Raw genomic sequence first — 25,882 nt, 5'->3', positions numbered from 1 at the left:
TGGGAATTACCTGCTTATTCTTCGCTGGTGTGCACTTTACGGTGCAGGATCGCCTGGAACTCATCGGCGAAGGTGTAGTAACGGCCGATCAAGGTTTCGCTGCGAGCGGCGAAACGGTTGTAAGCGATTACCGCAGGAATGGCTGCGAACAGACCGATAGCGGTCGCGACCAGCGCTTCGGCGATACCTGGAGCCACAGTGGCCAGGGTCGCTTGCTGGGCAGCCGCCAGACCACGGAAGGAGTTCATGATGCCCCAGACCGTACCGAACAGACCGATGTACGGGCTGACGGAACCCACGGTGGCGAGGAACGGCAGGCTCTGCTCGAGCTTTTCTTCTTCGCGGGAAATGGCCACGCGCATGGCACGCGCCACGCCTTCCATGACCGCTTCCGGATCAACGCCTGGCTGCTGACGCAGACGGGAGAACTCCTTGAAACCGGCACGGAAAATCTGCTCTACGCCTGAGTCCGGGTCCGGGTTGCTACCGGCCTGACGATAGAGTTTCGACAGGTCGATACCCGACCAGAAGCGCTCTTCAAAGCCCTCCAGGGCACGGCGGCCGGCGCGCAACAGGTTGCTGCGCTGAAAGATCATGATCCACGAGGTCACCGATGCGGCTACCAGGATCAGCATTACCAACTGCACCACGACGCTGGCATTGCTGACCAGGCTCCACATGGAGGTATGGTCGACGACGTTAGCTTCCACGCTTTATCTCCTGCTCTGAGTGTGTACCCGCGCCGCTCACGTCGGCAAAGGCCGCACGTAGAGCTTCGGGAATGGCCCGGGGTTTCAAACTATGGGTGCGCACACAGGCCACCAAAAACTGCCCTTCGCAGAGCAGTGCATTATCCGTAGCCCGCCTGACTTGCTGTTTAAAGCGCAGGCTGACGCGGTTCAATTCGATTACTTCAGCACTTACCAGAAGCTCATCATCCAGTCGCGCCGGCGCGTGATAGCGCGCTTCGCTGGAATGCACGACGAACAACAGGTCCTCCCCTGCAAGCTGCGATTGGGCAAAGCCCAGTTCGCGTAGCCGCTCGGTTCGAGCCCGTTCCATAAACTTAAGGTAATTAACGTAATACACGATGCCGCCGGCATCGGTGTCCTCGTAATAAACGCGACAACGATGTGCGAACGACTCCAGCCCGTTTTGCGCGCGCATACTCTAGTGCTTACTCCTCAGGTTGCCAATCCGGCCAGGCAACTGTTTTTCATTTTCGAACGCGTTTTCTTGCGAAATCATCGCGATGCCAGCCTTTGGGACCACGCAATCGGCGAAAAAATCAACGCGAAGGGTTCATTAATCGTCTATGGCATCCAGAAACTCGTCTGCCACGGGCATCTCACCCATGCGCGCAGGAGTGTTCAAACCGAAATGCAGGTACGCATGCCGGGTCACCACTCGCCCACGCGGGGTGCGCATGATGTAGCCCTGCTGGATCAGATATGGCTCAAGCACATCCTCGATGGTATGCCGCTCTTCGCTGATGGCCGCCGCGAGACTGTCCACCCCCACCGGGCCACCATCGAACTTCTCGATCATGGTCAATAACAGGCGTCGGTCCTGATGGTCGAAACCACGCTCATCGACATCCAGCAGGTTCAACGCCAGGTCGGCAATCGGCTTGGTGATGTGCCCCTTAGCCCGCACTTCCGCGAAATCCCGCACCCGGCGCAGCAAACGGTTGGCGATCCGCGGCGTACCGCGGGCCCGGCGAGCGATTTCGAACGCGCCTTCCGGGTCCAGCGGCAAGCCGAGAATCCCGGCCGAGCGACCGACAATAGTGGCCAGATCCGCAGTGCTATAGAACTCCAGACGCTGAACGATACCAAAGCGGTCACGCAACGGGTTGGTCAGCATCCCGGCGCGAGTGGTGGCACCGACCAGGGTGAACGGCGGCAGGTCGAGTTTGATCGAACGCGCCGCCGGCCCTTCGCCGATCATGATGTCGAGCTGGAAGTCTTCCATGGCCGGGTACAACACTTCCTCGACGATGGGCGACAGCCGATGGATCTCATCGATGAACAGCACGTCATGGGGTTCAAGATTGGTCAACAGCGCCGCCAGGTCACCCGGACGCTCAAGTACCGGACCCGAGGTGCTTTTGATCGACACGCCCATTTCCTGGGCGATGATGTTGGCCAGGGTGGTTTTACCCAGACCCGGCGGGCCGAAGATCAGCGTGTGATCGAGCGATTCGTTGCGCCCACGGGCGGCCTGGATAAACAGCTCCATTTGCTCGCGAACGGTCGGTTGGCCGATGTACTCGGCCAGGCTGACGGGACGAATCGCCCGGTCCTGGACTTCCTCGCGGTCACGGGGGCCACCCGTGGCGGCGATCAGACGATCAGCTTCAATCACTTAAATCATTCCCTTCAGGGCGCGACGAATCAGGTCTTCACTGCTCAAACCTTTCTCCTTGATGGCAGAAATCGCCTTGCTGGCCTCCTGCGGCTTGTAGCCAAGGGAAATCAGCGCGCTCACCGCATCGTTTTCGGCGGTGACCACCGGCATCGGTGCATCCGGCTGGTTCGGTACCAGTGCGAACATGCTTGGCACGGTTTCCCAGGCCTTGAAGCGATCCTTGAGCTCCACCAGCAAACGCTCGGCAGTCTTCTTGCCGACGCCCGGCACCTTGGTCAGCGCTGAAGTGTCCTGCGCTTGCACGCAGCGCACCAATTCATCGACTTCAAGGCTCGACATCAAGGCCAACGCCAGCTTGGGGCCCACGCCATTGAGGCGGATCAGCTCACGAAAAAAATCGCGATCACGCTTGCCAATGAAACCGTAGAGCAATTGGGCGTCTTCGCGCACGACCAAATGGGTGTGCAAGGCGATCGTCTCTCCGACCGACGGCAGTCGATAAAGCGTGGTCATCGGCACTTCCAGCTCATAGCCCAGGCCGTTTACATCCAGAATCAGGTGCGGCGGCTGTTTCTCAGCCAAGGTGCCGCGCAAACGTCCAATCACGTTTCAAATCCTTAAGCGTTGGCCAGATCTGGCTTACGGGTAACAAAGTGAGCGTGATCGCCGACAGGACAGGCGCAAAACGCTCAACGGACAAAATGAGTGGGCTGATGCTATCAGATCAGAGGCGAAGGCGACCGCCGCGACTGCGAGCCGTGCCCAGACCATGAGGTAACAGACTGGAGCGGGTGTGGGCATGACAAATGGCGATTGCCAGGGCGTCCGAGGCATCGATTTGCGGTTTGCTGGTCAGTTTCAGCATGTGCATGACCATCATCTGCACCTGCTCTTTATTCGCCGAACCGGTCCCGGTTACCGCCTGCTTGACCTGGGTTGCGGTGTATTCGGCGATTTCCAGGCTTTCTTCGGCACCGGCGACGATGGCGGCGCCGCGAGCCTGGCCGAGCTTCAGGGCCGAGTCAGCATTGCGGGCCATAAAGACCTTTTCGATCCCCATGGTGACCGGACCGTAGGTCTGAATGACTTCGCGCACACCGCGATAAACAATTTGCAACCGTTCATGTAACTCGCCGCTGCCGGTACGAATACAGCCCGAGGCCACGTACACGCAGCCACGGCCGGTATCGCGTACCACGCCATAACCGGTAATGCGTGAACCGGGGTCGATACCAAGAATTAAAGTCATAACGCCTGCGGGTTTAGAGAATGAGGCCGGCATGGAACAGGCAGCGTCGGCGAGACATAACGGGAGACCGACACCTGAGCTGCAGGAGCCTGGCTTGCCAGCGATGGCAATCTGAAGACCGGCGCAAGGCTCAAGGGCCTCATCGCTGGCAAGCCAGGCTTCCTGCAGTGACGGGGTCGATCAGCCGAGCTGCTGGGCCACCGATTCCGGGATATCTGCGTTGGAGTACACGTTCTGCACGTCATCCAGGTCTTCAAGCATATCGATCAGCTTGAGGACTTTTTCGGCACCTTCCAGGTCCAGTTCGGCGCTGGTGGTCGGCGACATCACGATTTCCGCGTCATTACCTTTGAAACCGGCCGCTTCCAGGGCATTACGCACGGAGTAGAAACCGGCGAACGAGGTGAACACGTCAATCGAGCCGTCCTCGTTGGTGACCACGTCATCAGCGTCGGCTTCCATGGCTGCTTCCATGAGCGCATCTTCATCAATGCCTGGCGCAAAGGAAATCTGCCCCTTGCGTTCGAACAGATAAGCCACCGAACCGTCGGTCCCCAGGTTGCCGCCGCATTTGCTGAACGCATGGCGTACAGCCGCTGCGGTACGATTACGGTTGTCGGTCATGCACTCGACCATCACCGCTACGCCGCCCGGGCCATAGCCTTCGTAGCTCAGCTCGACCATGTCATCGGTGTCGGCAGCGCCAGCACCACGGGCAACCGCGCGGTCGATAATGTCACGGCTCATATTCGCACCAAGGGCCTTGTCCAGCGCCAGACGCAGACGCGGGTTGGAACCCGGGTCACCGCCACCCTGACGGGCCGCGACAGTCAGTTCACGAATCCACTTGGTGAAAATCTTGCCCTTCTTGGCATCCTGACGTTCTTTGCGGTGCTTGATGTTCGCCCACTTGGAATGACCTGCCATAACTCGCTCCGAATTCTCTTTAAAACAATGCCCGCACGCCCATGAAGGCGAGCGGGCAACACAATCTGGACCTGACACAAAGGCGCATCGATCGATACGCCTTTGTGGTCGATCTTACTCAGCCTTAGGCTGTTCGCGCAGACGGATGTGCAGTTCGCGCAATGCCTTGGCATCCACCAGACCTGGTGCCTGAGTCATGACACAGGCAGCACTCTGGGTTTTCGGGAAGGCGATCACTTCACGGATCGACTGGGCGCCAGTCATCAGCATCACCAGACGGTCCAGACCAAAAGCCAGACCACCGTGGGGTGGTGCGCCGTACTTCAGGGCGTCGAGCAGGAAGCCGAATTTCTCTTCCTGTTCCGCTTCGCTGATACCCAACAGACGGAATACCGATTGCTGCATTTCCTTGCGGTGGATACGGATCGAACCGCCACCCAGCTCGGTGCCGTTCAGCACCATGTCGTAGGCACGGGACAGCGCGGTCGCAGGGTTGGCTTCAAGCTCCTCTGGCGTGCACTTCGGCGCGGTGAACGGGTGGTGCAATGCGGTGAAGCTGCCGTCGTCGTTCTCTTCGAACATCGGGAAGTCGACGACCCACATCGGTGCCCACTCGCAGGTCAGCAGGTTCAGGTCATGACCGACCTTGATCCGCAGCGCGCCCAGGGCTTCGCTGACGATCTTGGCCTTGTCGGCACCGAAGAACACGATGTCGCCATCGACCGCGCCAACGCGATCAAGGATCACATTGAGGTTGGCTTCAGGGATGTTCTTGACGATTGGCGACTGCAAGCCTTCGACGCCTTTGGCGCGTTCGTTGACCTTGATGTACGCCAGGCCCTTGGCACCGTAGATGCCGACGAACTTGGTGTAGTCGTCGATCTTGCTGCGCGGCATGCTCGCCCCGCCCGGAACGCGCAGAGCGGCGATACGGCTTTTCGGATCGTTGGCCGGGCCACTGAAGACCTTGAAATCGACTTCCTTAAGCTGGTCGGCAACGTCAACCAGTTCCAGCGGGTTACGCAGGTCCGGCTTGTCGGAACCGTAACGACGCATGGCCTCGTCCCAGGTCATGTGCGGGAACTCACCGAATTCCAGACCCAGCACTTCCTTGAACAGGTTGCGGATCATGCCTTCGGTCAGGCCGATGATGTCGGCTTCGTTGAGGAAGCTGGTTTCGATGTCGATCTGGGTGAATTCCGGCTGACGGTCGGCACGCAGGTCTTCGTCACGGAAACACTTGGCGATCTGGTAGTAACGATCGAAGCCGGCAACCATCAGCAGTTGCTTGAACAGCTGCGGCGATTGCGGCAAGGCGAAGAAGCTACCTGCGTGAGTACGGCTCGGCACCAGATAGTCACGTGCGCCTTCTGGCGTGGCACGGGTCAGGATCGGCGTCTCGACGTCAAGGAAGCCATTCTCGTCCAGGTAGCGACGGATACTGGTGGTCATGCGCGAACGCAGACGCAGCTTCTCGGCCATTTCCGGACGACGCAGGTCGATGAAGCGATAACGCAGGCGGGTTTCTTCGCCAACGTCAGAGTATTCGTTGAGCGGGAACGGCGGGGTTTCCGCTTCGTTCAGCACTTCCAGCTCGTAGCCCAGTATTTCGATAGCACCGGAAGCCATGTTGGCGTTGCCGGCACCAGCCGGACGCAGACGCACCTTACCGGTGATTTTGACTACGTACTCACTGCGCACACGGTCGGCGGCGGCGAAGGTTTCGGCGCGATCCGGATCGAACACCACCTGGGCCAGACCTTCACGATCACGAATATCGAGGAAAATCACCCCGCCGTGGTCACGACGACGGTGGACCCATCCGCAAAGGGTAACTTCCTGACCTTCCAGGCTTTCGTTCAGTTGGCCGCAATAATGGCTGCGCATCATGGTAGTGGTTTCACTTCTCGTAATTCGAAATTCGATTGGAGGTCTTGCCGCACCACCGCACTTCAATAAGGTGCCTGTGATGCAAGAGCTCGCGCGTGTCGTTCAACTTAGTCAGCTTTGTCGCCGCCGGCCAGATTCTTCTTCGAACCTGTCTTGAAGTCAGTCTCGTACCAGCCGGTACCGCTGAGGCGGAACCCGGGCATGGACAGCATTTTTTTCAGTTCAGGCGCCTGGCAGGCAGGGCAGTCGACCAGCGGCGCCGCGCTGATCTTTTGAATGGCTTCCAGTTGATGACCGCAGGAAGCACATTGATAGTCGTACATCGGCATGGAGTTGTCTCGGCAATCAATTCTACAGCCCGCGCCCGCACGAATAGCCCGGGCTACGCAGCAAAGGGCGCGATTATATCCATTAAATCGAGCCTGTGCAGCCGTATGACTGCACAGGTTGGCGTTCATCCCTATAGAGCTGCTGGCAACGCCTGCTGCTCAAGCTATGCGGCCACCGCGCCAGAGCGCTTGTGGCCATCTGCCATGATCCAGCAACGAGCGCAGCATCCACGCGGTCTTTTCATCGACCTGCATACGCTGGGTCAGCAGATCCGCCGTCGGCTCATCACTGACTTTATCAAGCAACGGGAAGATCCCGGGGTTGGAAAACCAGGAGCCCGAATTCGCTCGGCAAGCGCCGTGACCTCCGAACGCCAGGACGACGACCGATTTCAGCTGCCGGTGAAAAAACTGCGGGCAGCCTGAAAATCCTGATCACCCGTCTAGAACGAGCCTCTACAAGACAAACGGGCGCAACAACTTCCAGGCCGGCGATCAACGGGCACATTTGGCGGCAGCGCCTGATTTGAGAAGGGCCCGGCTTTGCTGTTAAATAGGGATGTGTCGCTGAAGTCCATTTCTCTGACTGCAGCGCATAGGCTGATGCCGCGTACGTGTCCAGCGCCTCATATTGTTCAGAAGCGAACGTTCGCAATCAGCTCTTCCTTGTGATCCGTCTTAACGTGAGTTAATCAAAATGTTGAAAATCGTCCATCTGCTAACGGGCGCCGCAGCCCTGCTGCTGTCCTTTATCCCTAGCCTGCGATCCGAAGCCGTACCTTACCTGCAACAACCCGATGCGCTTTATCTGGCGTTTTTCGGCTTGCTCAACCTGACCCTCGCTCCAGTTATTCCTTACTGGAACAAAGGCCCCCGTTATCAACTGCAAAATCTGGTCAGCGCTCTGCTGGTGCTTGCTGTCGTCCTGCAAACCCTTACGCTGCTCGCTCCTCTGCCAGTAATTGGTGGCCAACCGGCCATCCTGGTCAGCCTTCTGACTGCACTGATCGCCGTTCTCCTGCACCTGGCCATCAGTTTCTATACTCCGTCGCCAGCAGCTGCCCCACAAAGTTACGACATGACCAATCGCGATACCGGTACCGTCAAGTGGTTCAACACCTCTAAAGGCTTCGGTTTTATTTCCCGCGACTCTGGTGATGATATTTTCGTGCACTTCCGTGCTATACGGGGTGAAGGGCATCGCGTCCTGGTCGAAGGCCAGCGCGTGGAGTTCTCCGTCATGAACCGTGATAAAGGCCTGCAAGCTGAAGACGTGATCGCTGCTTTGCCACGCCGCTGATTTCAGCCCCCTATCCCTGCAAAAAAAGAAAACCGCGAGCAGCCAGGCTGCTCGCGGTTTTTTAATGGCTGCCTGTTGAGGCATCCAAAGCAATCAATAATGCGGCGGCGGAGCGTCTTCCTCGAAAGACTCGAACTGCCCGGCCATTTCTTCCTGGCGTTTGAGCAGCGCGGCCATCTGCAATTGCAAACGCTCGACCACCCGTTGCTGTGTGGCGAGCACATCGCTCAACTGTTGAATCGTGTCATCCTGAAAAGCCTGCCGACTTTCCAACTCGGTAATTCTCGCTTCAGAGCTCATTGCTCAGCCCTCCAGAAACTGAAAATCATCAGTCAACACCAATCGCAGCCGCTCGCGAACAGCTAATACCTGCTCTGCACTGTAAGGTTTTGCCGGATGTTTACTCCAGACCGGTGCCGGCCATGCGGCATCTTCACGCTTACGCACAACAACGTGCATGTGCAGTTGACTGACCACATTACCCAAGGTCGCAACATTCAACTTGTCCGCATCGAACGAGTCCTTGAGCATTTCTGCCAATGCCGTGGTTTCTTGCCATAGCTGCTGTTGATCCGCCGCATCCAACTGAAACAACTCACTGATATCCTCGCGACGCGGTACCAGGATGAACCAGGGGTAATTCGAATCGTTGGACAACAGCAACCGACACAAGGGGAAGTCCCCGATCGGTACCGTGTCTTGTTGAAGTCGTGGATCTAAAGCGAACACCGCGCGCACTCCCGCTCAGTTCATCAGTTTTCAGCTTAGCGCCCAACTCAATCGGCTGCTCGCCAAGCGACAGAACAGCAGCATACCTGCGATTGGCACGCCCTTCACGGCGAACAACCGCCCTTGCGCAAACAGCAATCTCCCCGTCCAGCCCAAGGACGCCCCAACATGGAACATTTCTCGCCCAATCGCCCAATCAAGGATCAATGAATAGCGGCACGTCAAAAAATGACCACCAGAAGCCGGGGGCGCCACTTTGCATCTGTCGTCCCCCCTGTATTAATCTCGCCCACCCTGATGAAGTTTTGCACCAAAACCGTACAATACGTCTACGCTGAGTGCGTCGAACATCCGCCGTTTACTCACTCAGAGTGTGGACCGGTAACATTTTTGGTTGCCGCGCTATTTTCATTGGGTACAACACGAGGAAAATAGCGCCGTCAAGCTCAAACAAAGCAATCTTGAAACCCCGGTTTCATGAGGCTTCTGTAGCTCCATCCGAGGTAGTAGAAAAAATCGGTAGCAGAAAACGTGTTTGTGCACGGTTGTTGCATTCACACCCACATCGTCGAAAAGGTGCCTGCTGGAAGTGGTACTTTCAGACAAATAATAATAGTGGCAAGGTCGCCCATGAAGATTTCACTGCCTGGACATAGAACCATTTTACCTATGCTCCGGCCTTTGAAGGCAGTACTGAAGTTGTCAGTCCGGATACAGTGGGACTACAGATATGCGACATCGACCGAGCATTTTGCGACACGCTCGTGAAGAAGCCAAAAGGATAGATACGTAAGTATCGCCAACATTGTCAGCGTGATATAAGTTTGCGCCGACACAAAAAGAAAGAGCCGCCCGGATAATAGAACAGGCGGGACGGCAGTACTCTTCTAAAAACCAAAGGAGCAAATCACGATGCGCGTGATGAAGTGGAGCATGATCGCACTGGCTGTTTCAGCAGGCACCTCGCAGTTCGCAATCGCGTCCTCCCAGGACGACGCCAAGGGCTTTGTTGAAGACAGCAGCCTGAAAGCCAAGACTCGTATGGAGTACATGAACCGCGATTACAAGCACGGCGCTAGCAACCCAACGTCGGGAACTAGTGGCTATCGTCAGGACACGGGTGTCAGCGAACTGCTGACCTACGAGTCCGGCTTCACTCAAGGCACCATCGGCGTCGGTGTTGACGCTATGGCTATGGGCTCCGCCAAACTTGACGGCGGCGCAGGTCGCGCAGGCAACGGCCTGTTCGCGGTAGGTAGCGACCGCAGCGAGCAAAAAACCCAGTCCAAGACTGGCGCTGCAGTCAAGTTCCGTATCTCCGACACCACCTTGAAATACGGCCGTCAATTCGTTGCCAGCCCAGTATTCGCTACCGATGACAGCCGTCTGCTGCCAGAAGTTGCCGAAGGTACTTTGATCACCAGCAAAGAGATCAAAGGCCTTGAGTTGAGCGCAGGTCGTTTCACCGCCCTGAGCAAGCAAACCGGCATGGGCAAGGACAGCATCGGCGGTGTTGCGGATGCTAACGGCAATGGCGGCAGAGGCCTGACTGCTGCCAACATCTTCGGCGCAAGCTATGCCTTCACCGATAACTTCACCGGTGCGCTGGCTGCATCCAAGGTTGATGAATACTTCAAGAAGCAGTACATCAACCTGAACTACACCCTGCCAATCGCAGAAAGCCAGTCCCTGAACTTCGACTTCAACGGTTATAAAACCGAAGGCGACAAGCGCGGCGACCAGGTTGACATGATCGGCGACGGCACCAAAGGCGTAGACAACAAACTGTGGAGCCTGGCAGCTGCCTATACCCTCGGCGCTCACAAGTTCACCATCGCTCACCAACGCTCCAGCGGTGACAATGGTTACTACTACGGTGTCGATGGTAACAGCACAATCTTCGTAGCCAACTCCATTCAGATCTCCGACTTCGTGGGCCGTGACGAACGCTCCTGGCAAGCTCGCTACGACCTGAACATGGCGACCTACGGCGTTCCTGGCCTGAGCTTCATGACCCGTTACGTCAAAGGTGACAACATCACCACCAACGGTCTGGGTGAAGGCAAAGAGTACGAGTGGAACGTCGAGTCCAAGTATGTATTGCAAGAAGGCCCGGCCAAAGACCTGTCCTTCCGTGTGCGCTTCGCTAACTACCACAACAACGAGGCTTTCCGTGGTTACAGCGACAACCTCTACGACACCCGTCTGATTGTTGAGTACCCGCTGAGCATCCTGTAACACCTGCAACACAGCAATTTAGAGCCCGGCTCTACTGAAAAGCCGCTCACCTGATTCAGGTGAGCGGCTTTTTTATTGCGACATTGCGGTTCTGTTCGCTGCAACTACATAGCAAGCTAGCTAAGTATAAAACAGCCACCCAAGTATCTTCCTCTGCCGAACAAACCATTTGCTCGCACTTCATGCCCGGTGTTAGCGGAAGTGTTTTGCGCTGGAAGAATGATTACCGGAGGGGTAAAACGCTCAAGGGGCTGATCGCCCCTTGAGTTCAACACTGATACTTGACCGAACAGCCAAGTCATAACAAGCGACGTTACCGCGCAGCTACTTCCTGAACCACACGCATCATTCGCTGGGGGAACGGAACATTAATACCTGCCGCCTTCAGGCGATCACGGGACTGTTCATTGAAGTGGAACAGCACATCCCAGTAATCCGCGGTTTTCACCCAGACACGCAAAGAAACGGTGATCGAGCTGTCGCCCAGCGTCGATACCACAGCCACTGGCGCCGGATCGGTCAGCACTCGCCCGTCATTGGCCAGTTCAAGCAAAACCTCACGAGCCTTCTGCAAGTCGGCTTCGTAATCAACACCTACATCAAGCACGACCTTACGGGTCGGCTGACGGTTGTAGTTGGTGATGATGCCATTGGACAGGTTGCCGTTGGGTACGATGACGGTCTTGTTGTCACCGGTGCGCAACACGGTATGGAAGATCTGAATGCTGTCGACTGTGCCGCTGATGCCCTGCGCTTCGATCCAGTCGCCAATACGGAAGGGACGGAACAGCAGAATCAGCACGCCGCCGGCGAAGTTCGCCAGGCTGCCCTGCAATGCCAAACCAATCGCCAGGCCCGCCGCGCCGATCGCCGCGACGAACGAGGTGGTTTCGATACCAATCATCGAGGCCACGCTGACGATCAGCAGTACCTTGAGAATGATGTTCGCCAGGCTGCTCATAAAACCCTGCAAGGCCTGATCGGCATTGCGCAAGGCCAGCAGCTTGCTGACTTTATGGGTCAGTTTGTTAATCAACCACCAACCGATCGCCAGTGTGATGGCCGCCAGCAGCACCCGGCTACCGTATTCCATGATCATCGGAACCCAGGCTTGGGACGCCCTGACCAGGTGGTCCACTTCCGCATTCAAGTCCATCTATCTCTCCTGATTACCGGGTCCCCGGCTCGCAATACTAATCGGCAGAACGACCAAGATCTCTTGAGCTCAATCGTTTCTGCCCTTCCACGGGCCTCGGACGCCGATAACGCCAGGAGGTTCCCGAAACACTGATCAGTCGCGGAAATTGTTGAACTGCAGCGGCATACCGAACTCCTTGGCACGCAGTGCGGCAATCGCTTCCTGCAAGTCGTCACGCTTCTTGCCGGTGATACGCACCTGCTCACCTTGAATGGCCGCCTGAACCTTGAGCTTGGCGTCCTTGACATGAGCGACGATTTTCTTCGCCATCTCCTTATCAATACCTTCCTTGAGGGTCGCTTCCTGTTTCATCAATTTGCCGGAAGCGTAAGCGTCCTTGAGCTCGAGGCACTGCACATCGATCTTGCGCTTGACCAGCGCCAACTTGAGGATTTCGATCATTGCTTCCAACTGAAAGTCAGCTTCAGCGGTCATGTTGACGACCAGATCTTTTTCCTTGAACTCAAAGCTGCCTTTGCCTTTCAAGTCATAGCGACGGTCGAGCTCCTTGACAGCGTTCTCGACCGCGTTGGTAACTTCGTGTTTGTCCAGTTCGGATACCACGTCGAACGACGGCATGTAATTTCTCCAATGTCAAAAGGGCGCCGCTCAATATAGATGGAGTACGCCAGGCTTGCGGTTAAAGTGCCGGCTCATTATAACGGGTCTTTCCTCTCCTTCACTGCGAGCCTCGCATGCGTGTGCCAAACAGAGCAAAAAGCTGATGTCGACCACCTGGCACGTTCTCGGCGCAGGCAGCCTCGGCACCTTGTGGGCTACACGCCTGGCCCGGGCCGGCTTGCCAGTCAGACTGATTCTGCGCGATCAGGCACGCTTGCAGGCCTACCGGGCAACAGGCGGGCTCACGCTGGTGGAGCAAGGTGAAGCACAGTTCTACGAGATCCCCGGTGAAACCGTCGACAGTGGCGAGCCTATCACCCGATTGCTCGTAGCCTGCAAGGCTTACGACGCCGAAAAAGCCGTCGCGCAACTGTCGCCCCGCCTGACTCCCGATGCCGAACTGATTCTGTTACAGAACGGTCTGGGCAGTCAGGACGCGGTCGCGGCGCGGGTCCCGCAGGCGCGTTGCATTTTTGCTTCCAGTACCGAAGGTGCGTTTCGCGATGGCGATTGGCGTGTGGTATTCGCCGGCCACGGTTATACATGGCTCGGTGATGCCGGCCACCCTACCCCGCCAATCTGGCTGGATGATCTGAGCGCGGGCGGCATCCCCCATGAGTGGAGCGCGGATATCCTCACTCGGCTATGGCGAAAACTGGCGCTCAATTGCGCCATCAACCCGCTGACCGTGTTGCACGACTGCCGTAACGGTGGATTGCTGCAACATCACTGCGAGGTCGCCACCCTCTGCGCCGAGCTGACTGAACTACTGGAGCGTTGCGGCCAGCCGGCAGCAGCGCAAGATCTGCAACACGAAGTCGAGCGAGTCATTCAGGCGACTGCGGCCAATTACTCGTCGATGTATCAGGACGTCGCCAACGGCCGCAGGACCGAGATCAGCTACCTGCTGGGTCATGCCTGCAATGTTGCGTCTCGACATCAGCTGACCCTGCCCCACCTCAATCAGGTACAACAGCGGCTGATCGAGCACCTGCGCACGCGCGGATTGCCCAGCGACTGAGCAGCGGCTACGCTGCCCACTTGTTCCTCTTCAGTGACAACCTCAATGCCATTGCGCCAGCGCCTTGAAAACCTTCCGGTCGGCCAGAAACTGTTCGCGGCCCTGCTGGTTCTGCTAATCACCGTGCTACTGGTCGCCAACCTGACGTTTATCAGCGCCGCGTACTGGATCTCTCAGGAAAGCATGGCACCACAGGCCTTGCAGACCATAGGTCGATTGATCTCCAATCCGAGCCTGGCCGCGCAGGCGCTGGACTCGCCACAAAGCGCCGAAAATCTGCTCAATGAGCTCAACAGCTATTCGCCATTACGCGCTGCCGCGCTCTACGACAGCAAAGGCGCACGTCTGGCGCAGTTGCAACACGGCGAACGGCTCAAACTGCCAGAGCGTTATCGGCATATTGAAGCCTGGCAAGTGACCGAGTTTCGCAGCAATCAGCTGATCACCCTGCCCCGCCCCGGCCAGCCGCCAGGACATTTGCTCTTGGTGGCCAGCAGCGAACTGCCGATGGCGTTCTACACAGGCACCCTGACTGCCAGTCTTGGGATTCTGATCTTCAGTGTGCTGCTGTGGCTGGTGATCGCCCAGCAAATCAAGCGCCTGATCACCCAGCCGATCCACCAACTCGAAGAGCTGTCCCGACAAGTGACCCGCGAGGAGAACTACGCCTTGCGCGCCGCTCGCGGTAATCACGATGAAATCGGCAGCCTCGCCGAAGCCTTCAACACCATGCTTTCGCGGATCGAAGCCCGTGAGCAACAGCTCAAACGTGCACGGGACGATTCCCAGGCAGCATATGACCAGGCCCAGGGACTTGCCGAAGAGACCCGTCACACCAATCGCAAGCTGGAACTGGAAGTCCAGGTTCGGAGCAAGATCGAGAAGAAACTCACTGGTTTCCAAAACTACCTCAACAGCATCATCGACTCGATGCCCTCGGCGCTGATCGCGCTGGACGAACAGCTCTACGTGACCCAATGGAATCAGGAGGCCAGCGCCCTTTCCGGAACCCGTCTGGACGAAGCCCTGAATCAACCGATCTTCCTTGCGTTCGAGCCGCTAAAACCGTTCCTGCCACAACTCAAGGAAACAGTGGAACAGCACACCGTGGCCAAAATCGAGCGCGTCACCTGGGTCAAGGACGATGAAGCCAGGCACTACGCCCTGACCTTCTACCCGTTGATGGGCGGTGCCGGACGCGGGGTAGTTATCCGGATCGATGACATCACCCAGCGTCTGTCTCTGGAAGAAATGATGGTGCAATCGGAGAAGATGCTCTCGGTCGGAGGCCTCGCCGCCGGCATGGCCCACGAGATCAACAACCCTCTGGGGGCGATCCTGCACAATGTTCAGAACATTCGCCGTCGTTTGTCGTCGGACTTGCCGAAGAACCTCGAACAAGCCGAGCAGATCGGCATCCAGCTGGAGACAGTCAACCGCTATCTGCAAAGCCGTGAGGTGCCACAGTTACTCGACGGCATCCAGCAAGCCGGAGCACGCGCAGCGAAAATCGTGACGCACATGCTCAGTTTCAGCCGCCGTAGCAACCGCCAGTTGGCTCCATGCGATCTGCCGGCGTTGATCGACCAAGCGGTGGAAATTGCCAGCAACGACTTCGATCTGACCATCGGTTTCGACTTCAAGGGCCAAGCCATCGTTCGCCAGTTCGACCCGCAGATGGGCCCGGTTCCGGGCACCGCCAACGAGCTGGAGCAAGTGCTGCTCAACCTGCTGAAAAACGCTGCGCAGGCCATTCACCAGCGTGAAGACGATAGAGAACCAGGGCGGATCACTTTGCGCACCCGCTTGAATCCGCCCTGGGCGGAAATTCAGGTTGAAGACAACGGCATAGGCATGAGTGAAAACGTGCGCAAGCGCACCTTCGAACCGTTTTTCACCACCAAGGAAATCGGCCAGGGCACCGGGCTTGGGCTGTCGGTTTCCTACTTCATCATCACCAACAACCACAAGGGTCAGATGGAAGTACAGTCGACCCTGGGCCAAGGCACCTGTGTCACCTTGCGCCTGCCATTGGCGGGCACCCAGCTCGCCTCCCACGAACTCAGTCAACTGGAGAGGTGAGCATGGGTTTTCGCTTGTCGAAGATTTACACACGCACTGGCGACAAAGGTGAAACCGGTCTGGGCGACGGACGTCGGGTGCCCAAGGACCATCCGCGAGTCGAGGCCATTGGCGAAGTCGATACCTTGAACAGCCAGCTGGGATTGTTGTTGGCCGGACTGGCCGAGCAAAGCCGCGAGTGTCAAGGATTGACCGAGGTGATTGAAGTCCTGGCGCCCTGCCAGCATCGCTTGTTCGACCTGGGTGGCGAGTTGGCGATGCCAGTGTATCAGGCACTCAATTCAGGTGAAGTCGAGCGCCTGGAGGCGGCAATCGATCGCTGGAATGAAGAGCTGGGGCCGCTGAAGAATTTCATTCTGCCCGGCGGCTCGGCGTTGATCGCACAAGCGCATATGTGCCGCAGCCTGGCCCGCAGTACCGAGCGACGTTGCCAGCATTTGAACGCCGTCGAACCGCTGACCGGGGTTGGCCTGGCGTATGTCAATCGGCTGTCGGACTTGCTGTTTGTTGCCGCTCGTTTGATCGCTAAACGTCAGGGTGTTGCCGAGATTCTTTGGGAGGCGGCGGCGAAGCCTGAGGTTTAGTCAGGGGGGCATGTGTCGCCTGTGACGCCGCAATCGCGAGCAAACGGAACGCCGCCCGGCTGCTCCTACAGTACAGGTGATCGCGTACCCTAGATGTAGGAGCGAGCTTGCTCGCGATGAGGCCAGTGGCTACACCACAGAATCAAGCCTCAGGCCAGAACGCCCGAATCCCCGCCACGCCCTGCGCACCGCTTTCCCAGGCGCGTTGGCGTTCGGCCGGGCCGACACCACCGAGCAAAAACACCGGCCTGTTGAAGCCTCTGATCAACTGTGCCGCCAGATCCCAACCCAACGGCTGCCCATCCGGGTGAGTCTGAGTAGGCTGAACCGGCGACAGCGTGACGAAGTCCACGCCCATCTGTTCAGCCAAGGCCAGCTCCTCGGCATTGTGGCAAGAAGCCGCCAGCCAGCGCGACGCGGGCAATGGTCGACCGGCGCTGGCGTACTTGCGCAATTGTGCCGACGTCACGTGCCAACCTGCGGACGGGAAGTCTCCCAGCCACTCGAACGGACCCTTGAGCATCAATTGCGCCTTGCCCGCACACAGACCCGCCGCATCCACCGCCAGGTCGCGGTACTGTGGGTCATAGCCGTTTGGCGCACGCAGCTGAATCAGTTTGATGCCACCGGCGATGGCTTTCTGTATGCCCCGTAGCAAGGCCGGGGTTTCCAGACCGTCAGGGGTGATCAAGTATTCCCCCGGCAAACGGGCCGCCGCGACAATCGGCTGGTTGGCAGCCGGAAACTCATAGCCCGTCAAATCCCGGGCAGCCACCCAGGCCAAGGGTTGCCCCTCGGCGCCATGAGGTTCGCCGGTAAAGCTTGAGACTTCCCAGACATCCAGCAATACCTGCTTGTCCGGGTAGTCATGTTGCACTTTGATCAACGGTCGAGCCGCGCTGACCACAATGCCCAACTCTTCCTGCAGCTCGCGGGCAAGCGCCGTCTCCACCGCTTCTTCCGCCTCGACCTTGCCGCCGGGAAACTCCCAAAGGCCACCCTGATGCTGAGTGTCGGCACGTCGGGCGATGAGAATCTTGCCGTTGCTATCACGGATAACGGCCGCAGCCACATGTACTCGCTTCACCGTACTACTTCCTCTAAACCGGCCTTCTGCCAGGCCTTGAAGGCTGGCCATTGGTAAATCGTTTCGACATACGCCGCATCGACCGCCGGCAAGGCCACCCGGTAGGTGCGCAAACGCACGGCAATCGGCGCAAAGAATGCGTCCGCCAGGCTGACCCGACCAAACAGGAAAGGCCCGGGCTCGGTAGCGGCCGCGCGGCATTCAGCCCACAGCGCCAGCATGCGTTCGATATCGGCCTGCGCTTCAGGTGGCATCGGCGACAGTGGAGCATCGTGGCTCAGGTCGAACGGCATATTGCCGCGCATCCCGAAGAAACCACTGTGCATTTGCGCGCAAGCGGATCGCGCCTGGGCACGGGCGGCGATGTCACGCGGCCACAAATCGACCTCTGGAAAGCGCTCGACCAGGTATTCGGCAATCGCCAGCGAGTCGGCAATGGTGCCGTGCTCGGTTTTCAGTAGAGGGACTTTGCCGGTAGGCGAATGCTTGAGGAGCAACTGACGGGTGTCAGGCTGGTTCAGTTTGATCAGTTCTTCGGTGTAAGTAGTGCCGGTCAGTTCAAGCGCCAACGCACCACGCAAGGACCAGGAAGAATAGAGTTTGTCGCCGATGATCAGGTGGAAGCTCATGTTCAGACACCTTCAATGAGGAGAATCGCGGGACTCCCTTGTAGGAGCGAGCTTGCTCGCGATGGACTCAAGGGCGGCGTGTTTACTCAGAAAACACGCGTTATCGTTAACGTCCATCGCGAGCAAGCTCGCTCCTACAAGGGGAACGGGGTACTGGCGAAATCGTAATTACGTACGGTATTCGGCGTTGATTTTCACGTATTCGTGGGACAGGTCGGTGGTCCAGATCGTTTCACTGCAATCCCCGCGGCCCAGTTCGATGCGAATGGTGATCTCTTCCTGCTGCATTACCGCCGCGCCTTGCGCTTCGGTGTAAGTCGCTGCGCGCGCACCGTGGCTGGCGATGCAGACTGAACCCAGAAACACGTCGATCTTGCTCACGTCCAGATCCGGTACACCAGCACGGCCGACGGCAGCAAGAATACGACCCCAGTTCGGATCGGAAGCGAACAACGCGGTCTTGATCAGCGGCGAGTGAGCCACGGTGTAACCGACGTCCAGGCATTCCTGATGATTAGCGCCGCCGTTTACCTCAACCGTGACGAACTTGGTCGCGCCCTCGCCGTCACGGACGATGGCCTGAGCCACCTCCATGCAGACTTCGAACACCGCCTGCTTGAGTGCCGCGAACAGCGGACCGCTGGCCTCGGTAATTTGCGGCAGATCAGCCTTGCCAGTGGCAATCAGCATGCAGCAATCGTTGGTCGAAGTATCGCCATCGATAGTGATGCGGTTGAACGATTTGTTGGCGCCGTCCAGCAGCAGGTTCTGCAACACATCGCGGGAGACTTTAGCGTCGGTGGCGATGTAGCCGAGCATGGTCGCCATGTTCGGGCGAATCATCCCTGCGCCTTTGCTGATGCCAGTGACAGTGACAGTCACACCGTCGTGCTGAAACTGGCGGCTCGCACCCTTTGGCAGGGTGTCGGTGGTCATGATGCCGGTGGCGGCGGCGGCCCAGTTGTCCACGGACAAATCGTCGAGGGCGGCTTGCAGGGCGCCTTCGATCTTCTCGACCGGCAGCGGCTCGCCAATCACGCCTGTGGAATACGGCAATACCAGATTGGCGTCGACACCGGTCAATTCAGCCAGTTTGGCGCAGGTACGCGCGGCAGCGGCCAGTCCTGGCTCGCCAGTACCGGCGTTGGCATTACCGGTGTTGGTCAGCAAATAACGCACCGGACCTTGCACTCGCTGCTTGGCCAGGATCACCGGAGCGGCGCAAAAGGCGTTCAGGGTGAACACGCCCGCAACCGTGGAGCCTTCAGCGCAGCGCATGACCACAACATCCTTGCGCCCCGGGCGCTTGATGCCGGCCGAAGCAATACCGAGTTCAAAACCGGCAACCGGGTGCAACGTTGGCAAAGGACCAAGACCAACAGCCATGAAAGCGCTCCTCTAATGTGATGTCAGCACTGTCGTCACGAAGGACAGTGTTTCAAATGGAAAAACGCCGCGACGGCTGATGCCGGTCGCGGCGCGGGTATTTCAGTGTCTGGCGGAAATCTTAGTTGATCTGGCCGTGACAATGTTTGAACTTCTTGCCCGAACCGCAGTAGCACAGTTCGTTGCGACCCAGCTTCTGCTCATTGCGAACCGGCGCAGCGGCAAGGGCGACATCGAGATCAACGCCCTCATCCAATGCTTCCGGATGCTCCAGCCCAGGGGCTTGGGCGTGTTCGAACTGCATGCGTTGAGCCAGGGATTCGGCTTCCTGACGCAAACGAACTTCTTCTTCGATTGGATCTTCGCGGCGAACCTGTACGTGGGACAACACACGAATGGAGTCGCGCTTGATCGAATCCAGCAGCTCGGAGAACAAGGTGAAGGACTCGCGCTTGTACTCCTGCTTCGGGTTCTTCTGTGCATAGCCGCGCAAGTGGATGCCGTGGCGCAGGTGATCCATGGTCGACAGGTGGTCTTTCCACAGGTCATCCAGCACGCGCAGAACGATTTGTTTCTCGAAGGTGCGCAGTGCTTCGGCACTCGCTTGCTCTTCTTTCTCGTTGTAAGCGGCCAGCAGTTCGGCCATCAGCTTCTCGCGCAGAGTCTCCTCGTAGAGGTGATCGTCTTCGTCGAGCCACTGCTGGATTGGCAGTTTCACACCGAAGTCACTCGACAGAGCGGCTTCAAGGCCGGCTACATCCCACTGCTCAGGCAGCGACTGCGGCGGAATGTGTGCGCTGACGGTAGCGTTGAGCACGTCTTGACGGAAGTCGGCGATGGTTTCACCGATGTTATCGGCGGCCAACAAACTGTTACGCATGTGATAGATCACTTTACGTTGTTCGTTGTTGACGTCATCGAACTCGAGCAGTTGTTTACGAATGTCGAAGTTGCGACCTTCTACCTTGCGCTGAGCCTTTTCGATAGCGTTGGTCACCATGCGGTGCTCGATTGCTTCGCCGGGCTGCATGCCCAGGGCTTTCATGAAGTTCTTCACCCGATCAGAAGCGAAGATGCGCATCAGGCTGTCTTCAAGCGACAGGTAGAAACGGCTGGAGCCAGCGTCACCCTGACGACCGGCACGACCACGCAACTGGTTGTCGATACGGCGCGATTCGTGACGCTCGGAAGCGATGACCTGCAAGCCGCCCGATTCGAGCACTTGCTGGTGACGTTTCTGCCAGTCAGCCTTGATCTGGGCGATCTGCTCAGGGGTCGGATCCTCAAGGGATGCTACTTCCACTTCCCAGTTACCGCCCAACAGGATGTCGGTACCACGACCGGCCATGTTGGTGGCGATGGTCAGTGCGCCCGGACGACCGGCCTGGGCGATGATTTCTGCTTCTTTTTCGTGGAACTTGGCGTTCAGAACCTTGTGTTCGATGCCTTCCTTCTGGAGCAGACTGGACATGTGCTCGGAAGTTTCAATGGTCGCAGTACCCACCAGCACCGGACGGCCCTGGGTCATGCATTCCTTGATGTCGGCAATGATAGCGGCGTATTTCTCGTCCGCAGTGAGGAACACCAGGTCGTTGTAGTCTTTACGCGCCAGCGGTTTGTTCGGTGGAATGACCATTACCGCCAGACCGTAGATCTGGTGGAATTCGAACGCTTCGGTGTCGGCCGTACCGGTCATGCCGGACAGTTTGTTGTACAGACGGAAGTAGTTCTGGAAGGTGGTCGAAGCCAGGGTCTGGCTTTCGGCCTGGATGTTCAGGCCTTCTTTGGCTTCGATGGCCTGGTGCAGACCTTCCGAGAGACGACGTCCCGGCATGGTACGACCGGTGTGTTCGTCGACCAGCACAACCTGACCGTCCTGAACGATGTATTCGATGTTGCGGTGGAACAGCTTGTGCGCACGCAGACCGGCATAAACGTGGGTCAGCAGGCCCAGGTTATGTGCCGAATACAGGCTCTCGCCCTCGGCCAGCAAACCAATGCGGGTCAGCATCTCTTCGATGAACTGGTGACCGGCTTCGTTCAGCTCGACCTGGCGGGTCTTCTCGTCGATGGTGTAGTGGCCAGCCTTGGTGACTTCGCCTTCCACTTCTTCGACATGCAGCTCCAGGAGCGGGATCAGCTTGTTGATCTCGATATAGAGCCTGGAGCTGTCTTCGGCCTGACCGGAAATGATCAGCGGGGTACGGGCTTCGTCGATCAGGATCGAGTCGACTTCGTCGATTACCGCAAAATTGAGCTCACGCTGGAATTTTTCTTCCATGCTGAAAGCCATGTTGTCGCGCAGGTAGTCGAAACCGAATTCGTTGTTAGTGCCGTAGGTGATGTCGGCAGCATAGGCAGCACGCTTCTCTTCCGGCGGCTGGAACGGCGTCACCACACCGACCGTCATGCCGAGGAATTCATAGAGCGGACGCATCCAGTTGGCGTCACGACGAGCCAGGTAGTCGTTCACGGTTACAACGTGCACGCCCTTGCCGGACAGCGCGTTCAGGTAAACGCCGAGTGTCGCCACCAGGGTCTTGCCTTCACCGGTACGCATTTCTGCGATCTGGCCTTCATGCAAGGTCATGCCGCCGATCAACTGCACATCGAAGTGGCGCATGCCCATGACACGCTTACCGGCTTCACGGGCAACCGCAAAGGCTTCAGGGAGGAGCTTGTCGAGGGTCTCGCCTTTGGCTATGCGGGCCTTGAACTCTTCGGTCTTGGCGCGCAATTGCTCGTCCGAAAGGGCCACCATTTGCTCTTCGAAGGCATTGACGATCTGTACCGTCTTGAGCATGCGTTTGACTTCGCGCTCGTTCTTGCTTCCAAAAAGTTTCTTTAACAAAGGCGCAAACATATCGACAGGTTCTTCCACACATAGGGATGGAGGGCGGCCCCGTGAGTCGCCCGTGCAGCCCTTATGGCCGCATGCGAACGAGTATTCTACCCGGAAACGATTGTGAGGAAAGTGGCGTTATTCCACGATGCTGGCACAGCGCTGTGACGGGGCTCACTTTAAATAGGGGCTTTTTGCTGAACTTCAACCCAATCGCGGTAGAAGTTACTCGTTGATTTAATGGGTAAACCAGCTGTAAAGCAATGGGGGACAAGCGCGTCCGGCACTTTCTGCTACCATGGCGGTTCTGTTACTTCAGGTGTCTGATCATGGCTTTTCGCCCTCTTACGGCCAGAGCACCCGCCGTCCTGCTTCGCGAAGCCAAGCCTTTAAAAGCGATATTCAGCCACGCTCAACGTTTAGCGCATTTACAGCGTTTGCTTGAAAGTCAGCTGCAACCCGCCGCTCGTGAACACTGCCATGTGGCTTCCTGGCGTGAAGGCAGTTTGTTGCTGATCGTCACCGACGGTCACTGGGCGACCCGGCTGCGCTATCAGCAAAAACGCCTGCAACGTCAGTTACAGGTGTTCGACGAATTCTCCAGCCTGACGCGCATTCTGTTCAAGGTTCAACCCCCCACTGTGCAACAAGGCGCAGCCGGCCACACCATGGACTTGTCGACAAACGCCGCCGAGACCATTCAGGCCACCGCCGACGGTATCAGCGACCCCAACCTGCGCGCCGCTCTGGAGCGTCTGGCCAGCCACGCCAAACCACGGACCAATTGCCGGTCCAACTGATTGGCTGCCTGACGCATGGCCGACTTCAACATTTGTCCGCCCGCCGTCCCCGGAAACTCACCGGCCTTGTCAGTGAAGCCCGGTTCTTCAGCCGCCTTGCCCGACGCGGCATCGGGCTCTGGCACCAGCCCTTTGCGGCTCATCAGCACTTGATAGCGCCGATTCACGATCGATCGGTTTGTCATAACGTCCGACCAACGGTGAGCCGGCGATCAGGGCGGCACGCTCGGCGTCACTCAAAGGCCCGATTCGCGATTGCGGCGCAGCCACCAGAACACGCTGGACCATCGCAGTCACCCAAACCAAACCGCACAAATCGCCTTTGATGTCGGCGGCAAACACTGCAACGCCGGCATCGCTGAAGGCTTGCGCCAGACGTTGCAGGGTCACGGTTTTCCCGTACCGGTAGCTCCGGCCACCAGCCCGTGACGGTTGGCCAGATGCATGGCCTGAGCAATTGGTTGTCCCTCAAGATCGGCACCGATAACGAGTTGCAGTGAGCCAGGCATTTTGTCACCCATGGTTAATCTTTAGCCCTGCACGGTCGATATAGAAAAGCGAGAGACAAGAGAAGACTGAAAATAAGGTCCGATAATTCCCCAAGGAGAAATGGAAATATCAGCTTACTTTCAACATTGCCCATTTTGCGCGCTTTCACAGCCGCTCGCCCTGGACATTAAGACCTTAGCGGACACCACAAGTCATGAACAAAAATCTGCGCTTCAGCCATAAAATACTGCTTGCCGCCGCCCTGATCGTTATTGCCGCCTTCGCCTCCTTCACGCTGTACAACGACTATTTGCAGCGTAGTGCGATTCGCCAGGACCTGGAAAATTACCTGCAGGAAATGGGCACCGTCACAGCGAAGAATATCCAGACCTGGCTCGCCGGCCGCAGTTTGTTGATCGAAAACCTTTCACAGTCCGTTGCGCTCAACCCGGACATGGGTAACGTCGCCAATCTGCTTGAACAGAAGGCAGTAACCTCCAGTTTCATGGGCGCCTATCTAGGGAACAAGGACGGCACCTTCCTCATTCGCCCGGACAGCAAAATGCCGGACGGCTACGACCCGCGCGCCCGTCCCTGGTACAAGAGCGCAGAGAGCAGCAGTGGCTCGGCGTTGACCGAACCTTACATCGATCTGGCTTCCGGCCAGTTAGTGATTTCCATCGTCAACAGCGTGCTCAAGGGCGGCCAGAACGTCGGCGTGGTTGGCGGCGATCTGAGCTTGCAGGTGATTGCCGATAGCATCAACGCACTGGATTTCGGCGGTATGGGGTATGCATTTCTGGTAAGTGCCGACGGCAAAATTCTCGTGCACCCGGATAAGGCCTTGGTGATGAAGACGCTCAAGGACGTCTACCCGCAAGACACTCCGCGCCTGAGCAAAGACCTGAGCGAAATTGAGGTCAATGGTAAAACCCGCATCGTCACTTTTACCCAGATCAAGGGACTGTCCTCGGTCAACTGGTACATCGGTCTGTCCGTCGACAAGGACAAAGCCTTCGCGAAGCTCAGCAATTTCCGCACCTCGGCAATCGTTGCCACTATTATTGCCGTGGCCATCATCATCGCCCTGCTCGGCATGCTGATTCGCATCCTGATCCAGCCACTGCACACAATGACCCGCGCGATGCAGGACATTGCCGAAGGTGAAGGCGACCTGACCAAGCGCCTGACCATCCAGACGCAGGACGAGTTCGGCATCCTCGGCACCGCATTCAACCGCTTCGTCGAGCGGATTCACACCTCGATTCGAGAAGTCGCCTCCGCCACCGGCCAGGTCAACGAAGTGGCCTTGCGGGTGGTCAGCGCTTCCAACTCGTCGATGTTCAACTCCGACCAGCAGGCTTCGCGTACCAGCAGCGTTGCCGCGGCGATCAACCAGCTCGGCGCTGCCGCCCAGGAAATCGCCCAGAACGCCGCCCTCGCCTCGCAGCATTCCAGCGATGCACGCAGCCTGGCCGAGGACGGTCAGCAAGTGGTCGACAGAAGCATCAAGGCGATGAATCAGTTGTCCAACATGCTGAGCGCTTCGAGCACCAACATCGAGTCCCTCAATAGCAAGACGGTGAACATCGGGCAGATTCTCGAGGTGATCACCAGCATTTCCCAACAGACCAATCTGCTGGCGCTCAACGCAGCCATCGAAGCGGCTCGGGCCGGTGAAGCCGGGCGTGGTTTCGCGGTGGTCGCCGATGAGGTGCGCAACCTGGCTCATCGCACCCAGGAGTCTGCGCAACAGGTACAGACCATGATCGAAGAACTGCAGGTCGGGGCCCGTGAGTCGGTAAGCACCATGGGCGAAAGCCAGCGCCACAGCCACGACAGCGTGGAAATCGCCAACCTCGCCGGCGAGCGCCTGAACAGCGTGACCCAGCGCATCGGCGAGATCGACGGCATGAACCAGTCGGTAGCCACCGCCACCGAGGAACAGACCGCCGTGGTCGAATCGATCAACGTCGATATCACCGAGATCAATACCCTCAACCAGGAAGGCGTGGAAAACCTGCAATCGACCTTGCGCGCGTGCTCCGACCTGGAGCAGCAAGCGGCGCGCTTGAAGCAGTTGGTGGGCAGCTTCCGGATCTAGCGGTCTC

23 protein-coding genes and 4 pseudogenes are annotated in these 25,882 nt (G+C 57.9%); 8 read left to right on the top strand and 19 right to left on the bottom strand.

Features of this window, described 5'->3' with window-relative positions:
- Positions 1–14: 14 nt before the first annotated feature.
- From tolQ to AC07VR_RS25610, 9 genes and pseudogenes are all read right to left on the bottom strand, one after another.
- Positions 15–710: a protein TolQ gene (tolQ, locus tag AC07VR_RS25650; protein ID WP_494992089.1), complete on the bottom strand. Its 696-nt coding sequence runs from the start codon at positions 708–710 to the stop codon at positions 15–17.
- A complete protein-coding gene (ybgC, locus tag AC07VR_RS25645; protein ID WP_494992088.1) occupies positions 700–1,167 on the bottom strand; it encodes a tol-pal system-associated acyl-CoA thioesterase in 468 nt (155 codons plus the stop codon). Before ybgC ends, tolQ begins: the two co-directional genes overlap by 11 nt.
- Positions 1,168–1,305: 138 nt before the next feature.
- A complete protein-coding gene (ruvB, locus tag AC07VR_RS25640; protein ID WP_494992087.1) occupies positions 1,306–2,367 on the bottom strand; it encodes a Holliday junction branch migration DNA helicase RuvB in 1,062 nt (353 codons plus the stop codon).
- Entirely contained in the window at positions 2,368–2,976 is a 609-nt protein-coding gene (ruvA, locus tag AC07VR_RS25635; RefSeq protein WP_123426655.1) for a Holliday junction branch migration protein RuvA, read from the bottom strand. It lies immediately after the preceding gene.
- Between the two features lie 118 nt (positions 2,977–3,094).
- On the bottom strand, positions 3,095–3,619 hold the full coding sequence (gene ruvC / locus AC07VR_RS25630) for a crossover junction endodeoxyribonuclease RuvC (protein WP_258699405.1): 525 nt from the start codon (positions 3,617–3,619) through the stop codon (positions 3,095–3,097).
- Positions 3,620–3,799: 180 nt separating this feature from the next.
- Positions 3,800–4,546 carry a YebC/PmpR family DNA-binding transcriptional regulator gene (locus AC07VR_RS25625; RefSeq protein WP_495012946.1) on the bottom strand — a complete coding sequence of 249 codons (747 nt, stop codon included), beginning with the start codon at positions 4,544–4,546 and terminating at the stop codon, positions 3,800–3,802.
- A 114-nt stretch (positions 4,547–4,660) separates the two neighbouring features.
- The gene (gene aspS / locus AC07VR_RS25620; protein WP_495012945.1) at positions 4,661–6,436 is read right to left on the bottom strand and encodes an aspartate--tRNA ligase; all 1,776 of its coding nucleotides are present in this window, start codon (positions 6,434–6,436) and stop codon (positions 4,661–4,663) included.
- Between the two features lie 107 nt (positions 6,437–6,543).
- Complete coding sequence (locus AC07VR_RS25615; protein WP_010457489.1) at positions 6,544–6,765, bottom strand: FmdB family zinc ribbon protein; 222 nt, start codon at positions 6,763–6,765, stop codon at positions 6,544–6,546.
- Between the two features lie 159 nt (positions 6,766–6,924).
- A pseudogene (locus tag AC07VR_RS25610) lies at positions 6,925–7,080 on the bottom strand (hypothetical protein); the annotation flags it as partial.
- Positions 7,081–7,462: 382 nt separating this feature from the next.
- On the opposite strand from AC07VR_RS25610, the gene AC07VR_RS25605 reads away from it, so the two are divergent.
- Positions 7,463–8,065 (top strand): cold-shock protein, encoded by a 603-nt coding sequence (locus AC07VR_RS25605; protein WP_494992085.1) that lies wholly within the window; start codon positions 7,463–7,465, stop codon positions 8,063–8,065.
- Between the two features lie 93 nt (positions 8,066–8,158).
- Here AC07VR_RS25605 and AC07VR_RS25600 read toward each other — a convergent pair whose 3' ends face one another.
- Entirely contained in the window at positions 8,159–8,365 is a 207-nt protein-coding gene (locus tag AC07VR_RS25600) for a SlyX family protein (RefSeq protein WP_489073069.1), read from the bottom strand.
- A gap of 3 nt (positions 8,366–8,368) precedes the next feature.
- Complete coding sequence (locus tag AC07VR_RS25595) at positions 8,369–8,794, bottom strand: HIT domain-containing protein (RefSeq protein ID WP_495012944.1); 426 nt, start codon at positions 8,792–8,794, stop codon at positions 8,369–8,371.
- 912 nt (positions 8,795–9,706) lie between these two features.
- On the opposite strand from AC07VR_RS25595, the gene AC07VR_RS25590 reads away from it, so the two are divergent.
- Positions 9,707–11,032, top strand: a complete 1,326-nt coding sequence (locus AC07VR_RS25590) for an OprD family porin (protein ID WP_494992083.1) — start codon at positions 9,707–9,709, stop codon at positions 11,030–11,032.
- Between the two features lie 313 nt (positions 11,033–11,345).
- Here AC07VR_RS25590 and AC07VR_RS25585 read toward each other — a convergent pair whose 3' ends face one another.
- Positions 11,346–12,188 carry a mechanosensitive ion channel family protein gene (locus AC07VR_RS25585; RefSeq protein WP_494992082.1) on the bottom strand — a complete coding sequence of 281 codons (843 nt, stop codon included), beginning with the start codon at positions 12,186–12,188 and terminating at the stop codon, positions 11,346–11,348.
- 135 nt (positions 12,189–12,323) lie between these two features.
- On the bottom strand, positions 12,324–12,809 hold the full coding sequence (locus AC07VR_RS25580) for a YajQ family cyclic di-GMP-binding protein (protein WP_489073061.1): 486 nt from the start codon (positions 12,807–12,809) through the stop codon (positions 12,324–12,326).
- A gap of 145 nt (positions 12,810–12,954) precedes the next feature.
- On the opposite strand from AC07VR_RS25580, the gene AC07VR_RS25575 reads away from it, so the two are divergent.
- The 3 genes from AC07VR_RS25575 to AC07VR_RS25565 are packed head-to-tail and all read left to right on the top strand — an operon-like array spanning position 12,955 to position 16,538.
- Positions 12,955–13,872 carry a putative 2-dehydropantoate 2-reductase gene (locus tag AC07VR_RS25575; protein WP_494992081.1) on the top strand — a complete coding sequence of 306 codons (918 nt, stop codon included), beginning with the start codon at positions 12,955–12,957 and terminating at the stop codon, positions 13,870–13,872.
- A gap of 45 nt (positions 13,873–13,917) precedes the next feature.
- A complete protein-coding gene (locus AC07VR_RS25570; RefSeq protein WP_494992080.1) occupies positions 13,918–15,954 on the top strand; it encodes a sensor histidine kinase in 2,037 nt (678 codons plus the stop codon).
- Between the two features lie 2 nt (positions 15,955–15,956).
- Complete coding sequence (locus AC07VR_RS25565) at positions 15,957–16,538, top strand: cob(I)yrinic acid a,c-diamide adenosyltransferase (RefSeq protein WP_495012943.1); 582 nt, start codon at positions 15,957–15,959, stop codon at positions 16,536–16,538.
- Positions 16,539–16,680: 142 nt separating this feature from the next.
- On the opposite strand, the gene AC07VR_RS25560 is transcribed toward AC07VR_RS25565, so the two are convergent.
- The 4 genes from AC07VR_RS25560 to secA all read right to left on the bottom strand — a co-directional run bounded on the left by AC07VR_RS25560 (position 16,681) and on the right by secA (position 22,503).
- Positions 16,681–17,625 (bottom strand): Nudix family hydrolase, encoded by a 945-nt coding sequence (locus AC07VR_RS25560; protein ID WP_495012942.1) that lies wholly within the window; start codon positions 17,623–17,625, stop codon positions 16,681–16,683.
- Entirely contained in the window at positions 17,622–18,254 is a 633-nt protein-coding gene (locus tag AC07VR_RS25555; protein WP_495012941.1) for a glutathione S-transferase family protein, read from the bottom strand. Before AC07VR_RS25555 ends, AC07VR_RS25560 begins: the two co-directional genes overlap by 4 nt.
- A 168-nt stretch (positions 18,255–18,422) precedes the next feature.
- Positions 18,423–19,640, bottom strand: a complete 1,218-nt coding sequence (gene argJ, locus AC07VR_RS25550) for a bifunctional glutamate N-acetyltransferase/amino-acid acetyltransferase ArgJ (RefSeq protein ID WP_494992076.1) — start codon at positions 19,638–19,640, stop codon at positions 18,423–18,425.
- Between the two features lie 121 nt (positions 19,641–19,761).
- A complete protein-coding gene (gene secA, locus AC07VR_RS25545; RefSeq protein ID WP_495012940.1) occupies positions 19,762–22,503 on the bottom strand; it encodes a preprotein translocase subunit SecA in 2,742 nt (913 codons plus the stop codon).
- A gap of 308 nt (positions 22,504–22,811) precedes the next feature.
- On the opposite strand from secA, the gene AC07VR_RS25540 reads away from it, so the two are divergent.
- Entirely contained in the window at positions 22,812–23,282 is a 471-nt protein-coding gene (locus tag AC07VR_RS25540; RefSeq protein ID WP_494992074.1) for a DUF721 domain-containing protein, read from the top strand.
- Here AC07VR_RS25540 and AC07VR_RS25535 read toward each other — a convergent pair.
- Positions 23,183–23,570, bottom strand: a pseudogene (locus AC07VR_RS25535) (helicase HerA-like domain-containing protein); the annotation flags it as partial. The gene AC07VR_RS25540 and the pseudogene AC07VR_RS25535 sit on opposite strands and share 100 nt — an antisense overlap.
- Positions 23,571–23,585: 15 nt before the next feature.
- Positions 23,586–23,791: pseudogene (locus AC07VR_RS25530) on the bottom strand (helicase HerA-like domain-containing protein); the annotation flags it as partial.
- 194 nt (positions 23,792–23,985) lie between these two features.
- Here AC07VR_RS25530 and AC07VR_RS25525 point away from each other — a divergent pair.
- Positions 23,986–25,017, top strand: a pseudogene (locus tag AC07VR_RS25525) (cache domain-containing protein); the annotation flags it as partial.
- 93 nt (positions 25,018–25,110) lie between these two features.
- A complete protein-coding gene (locus AC07VR_RS25520) occupies positions 25,111–25,875 on the top strand; it encodes a methyl-accepting chemotaxis protein (protein WP_495012951.1) in 765 nt (254 codons plus the stop codon).
- Positions 25,876–25,882: the final 7 nt, after the last annotated feature.

The sequence above is a fragment of the Pseudomonas sp. GW821-FHT02H09 genome, assembly GCF_059421425.1.
The sequence above is the reverse complement of the archived record's forward strand: the minus strand, read 5'-3'. Positions and strand labels throughout refer to the sequence as shown.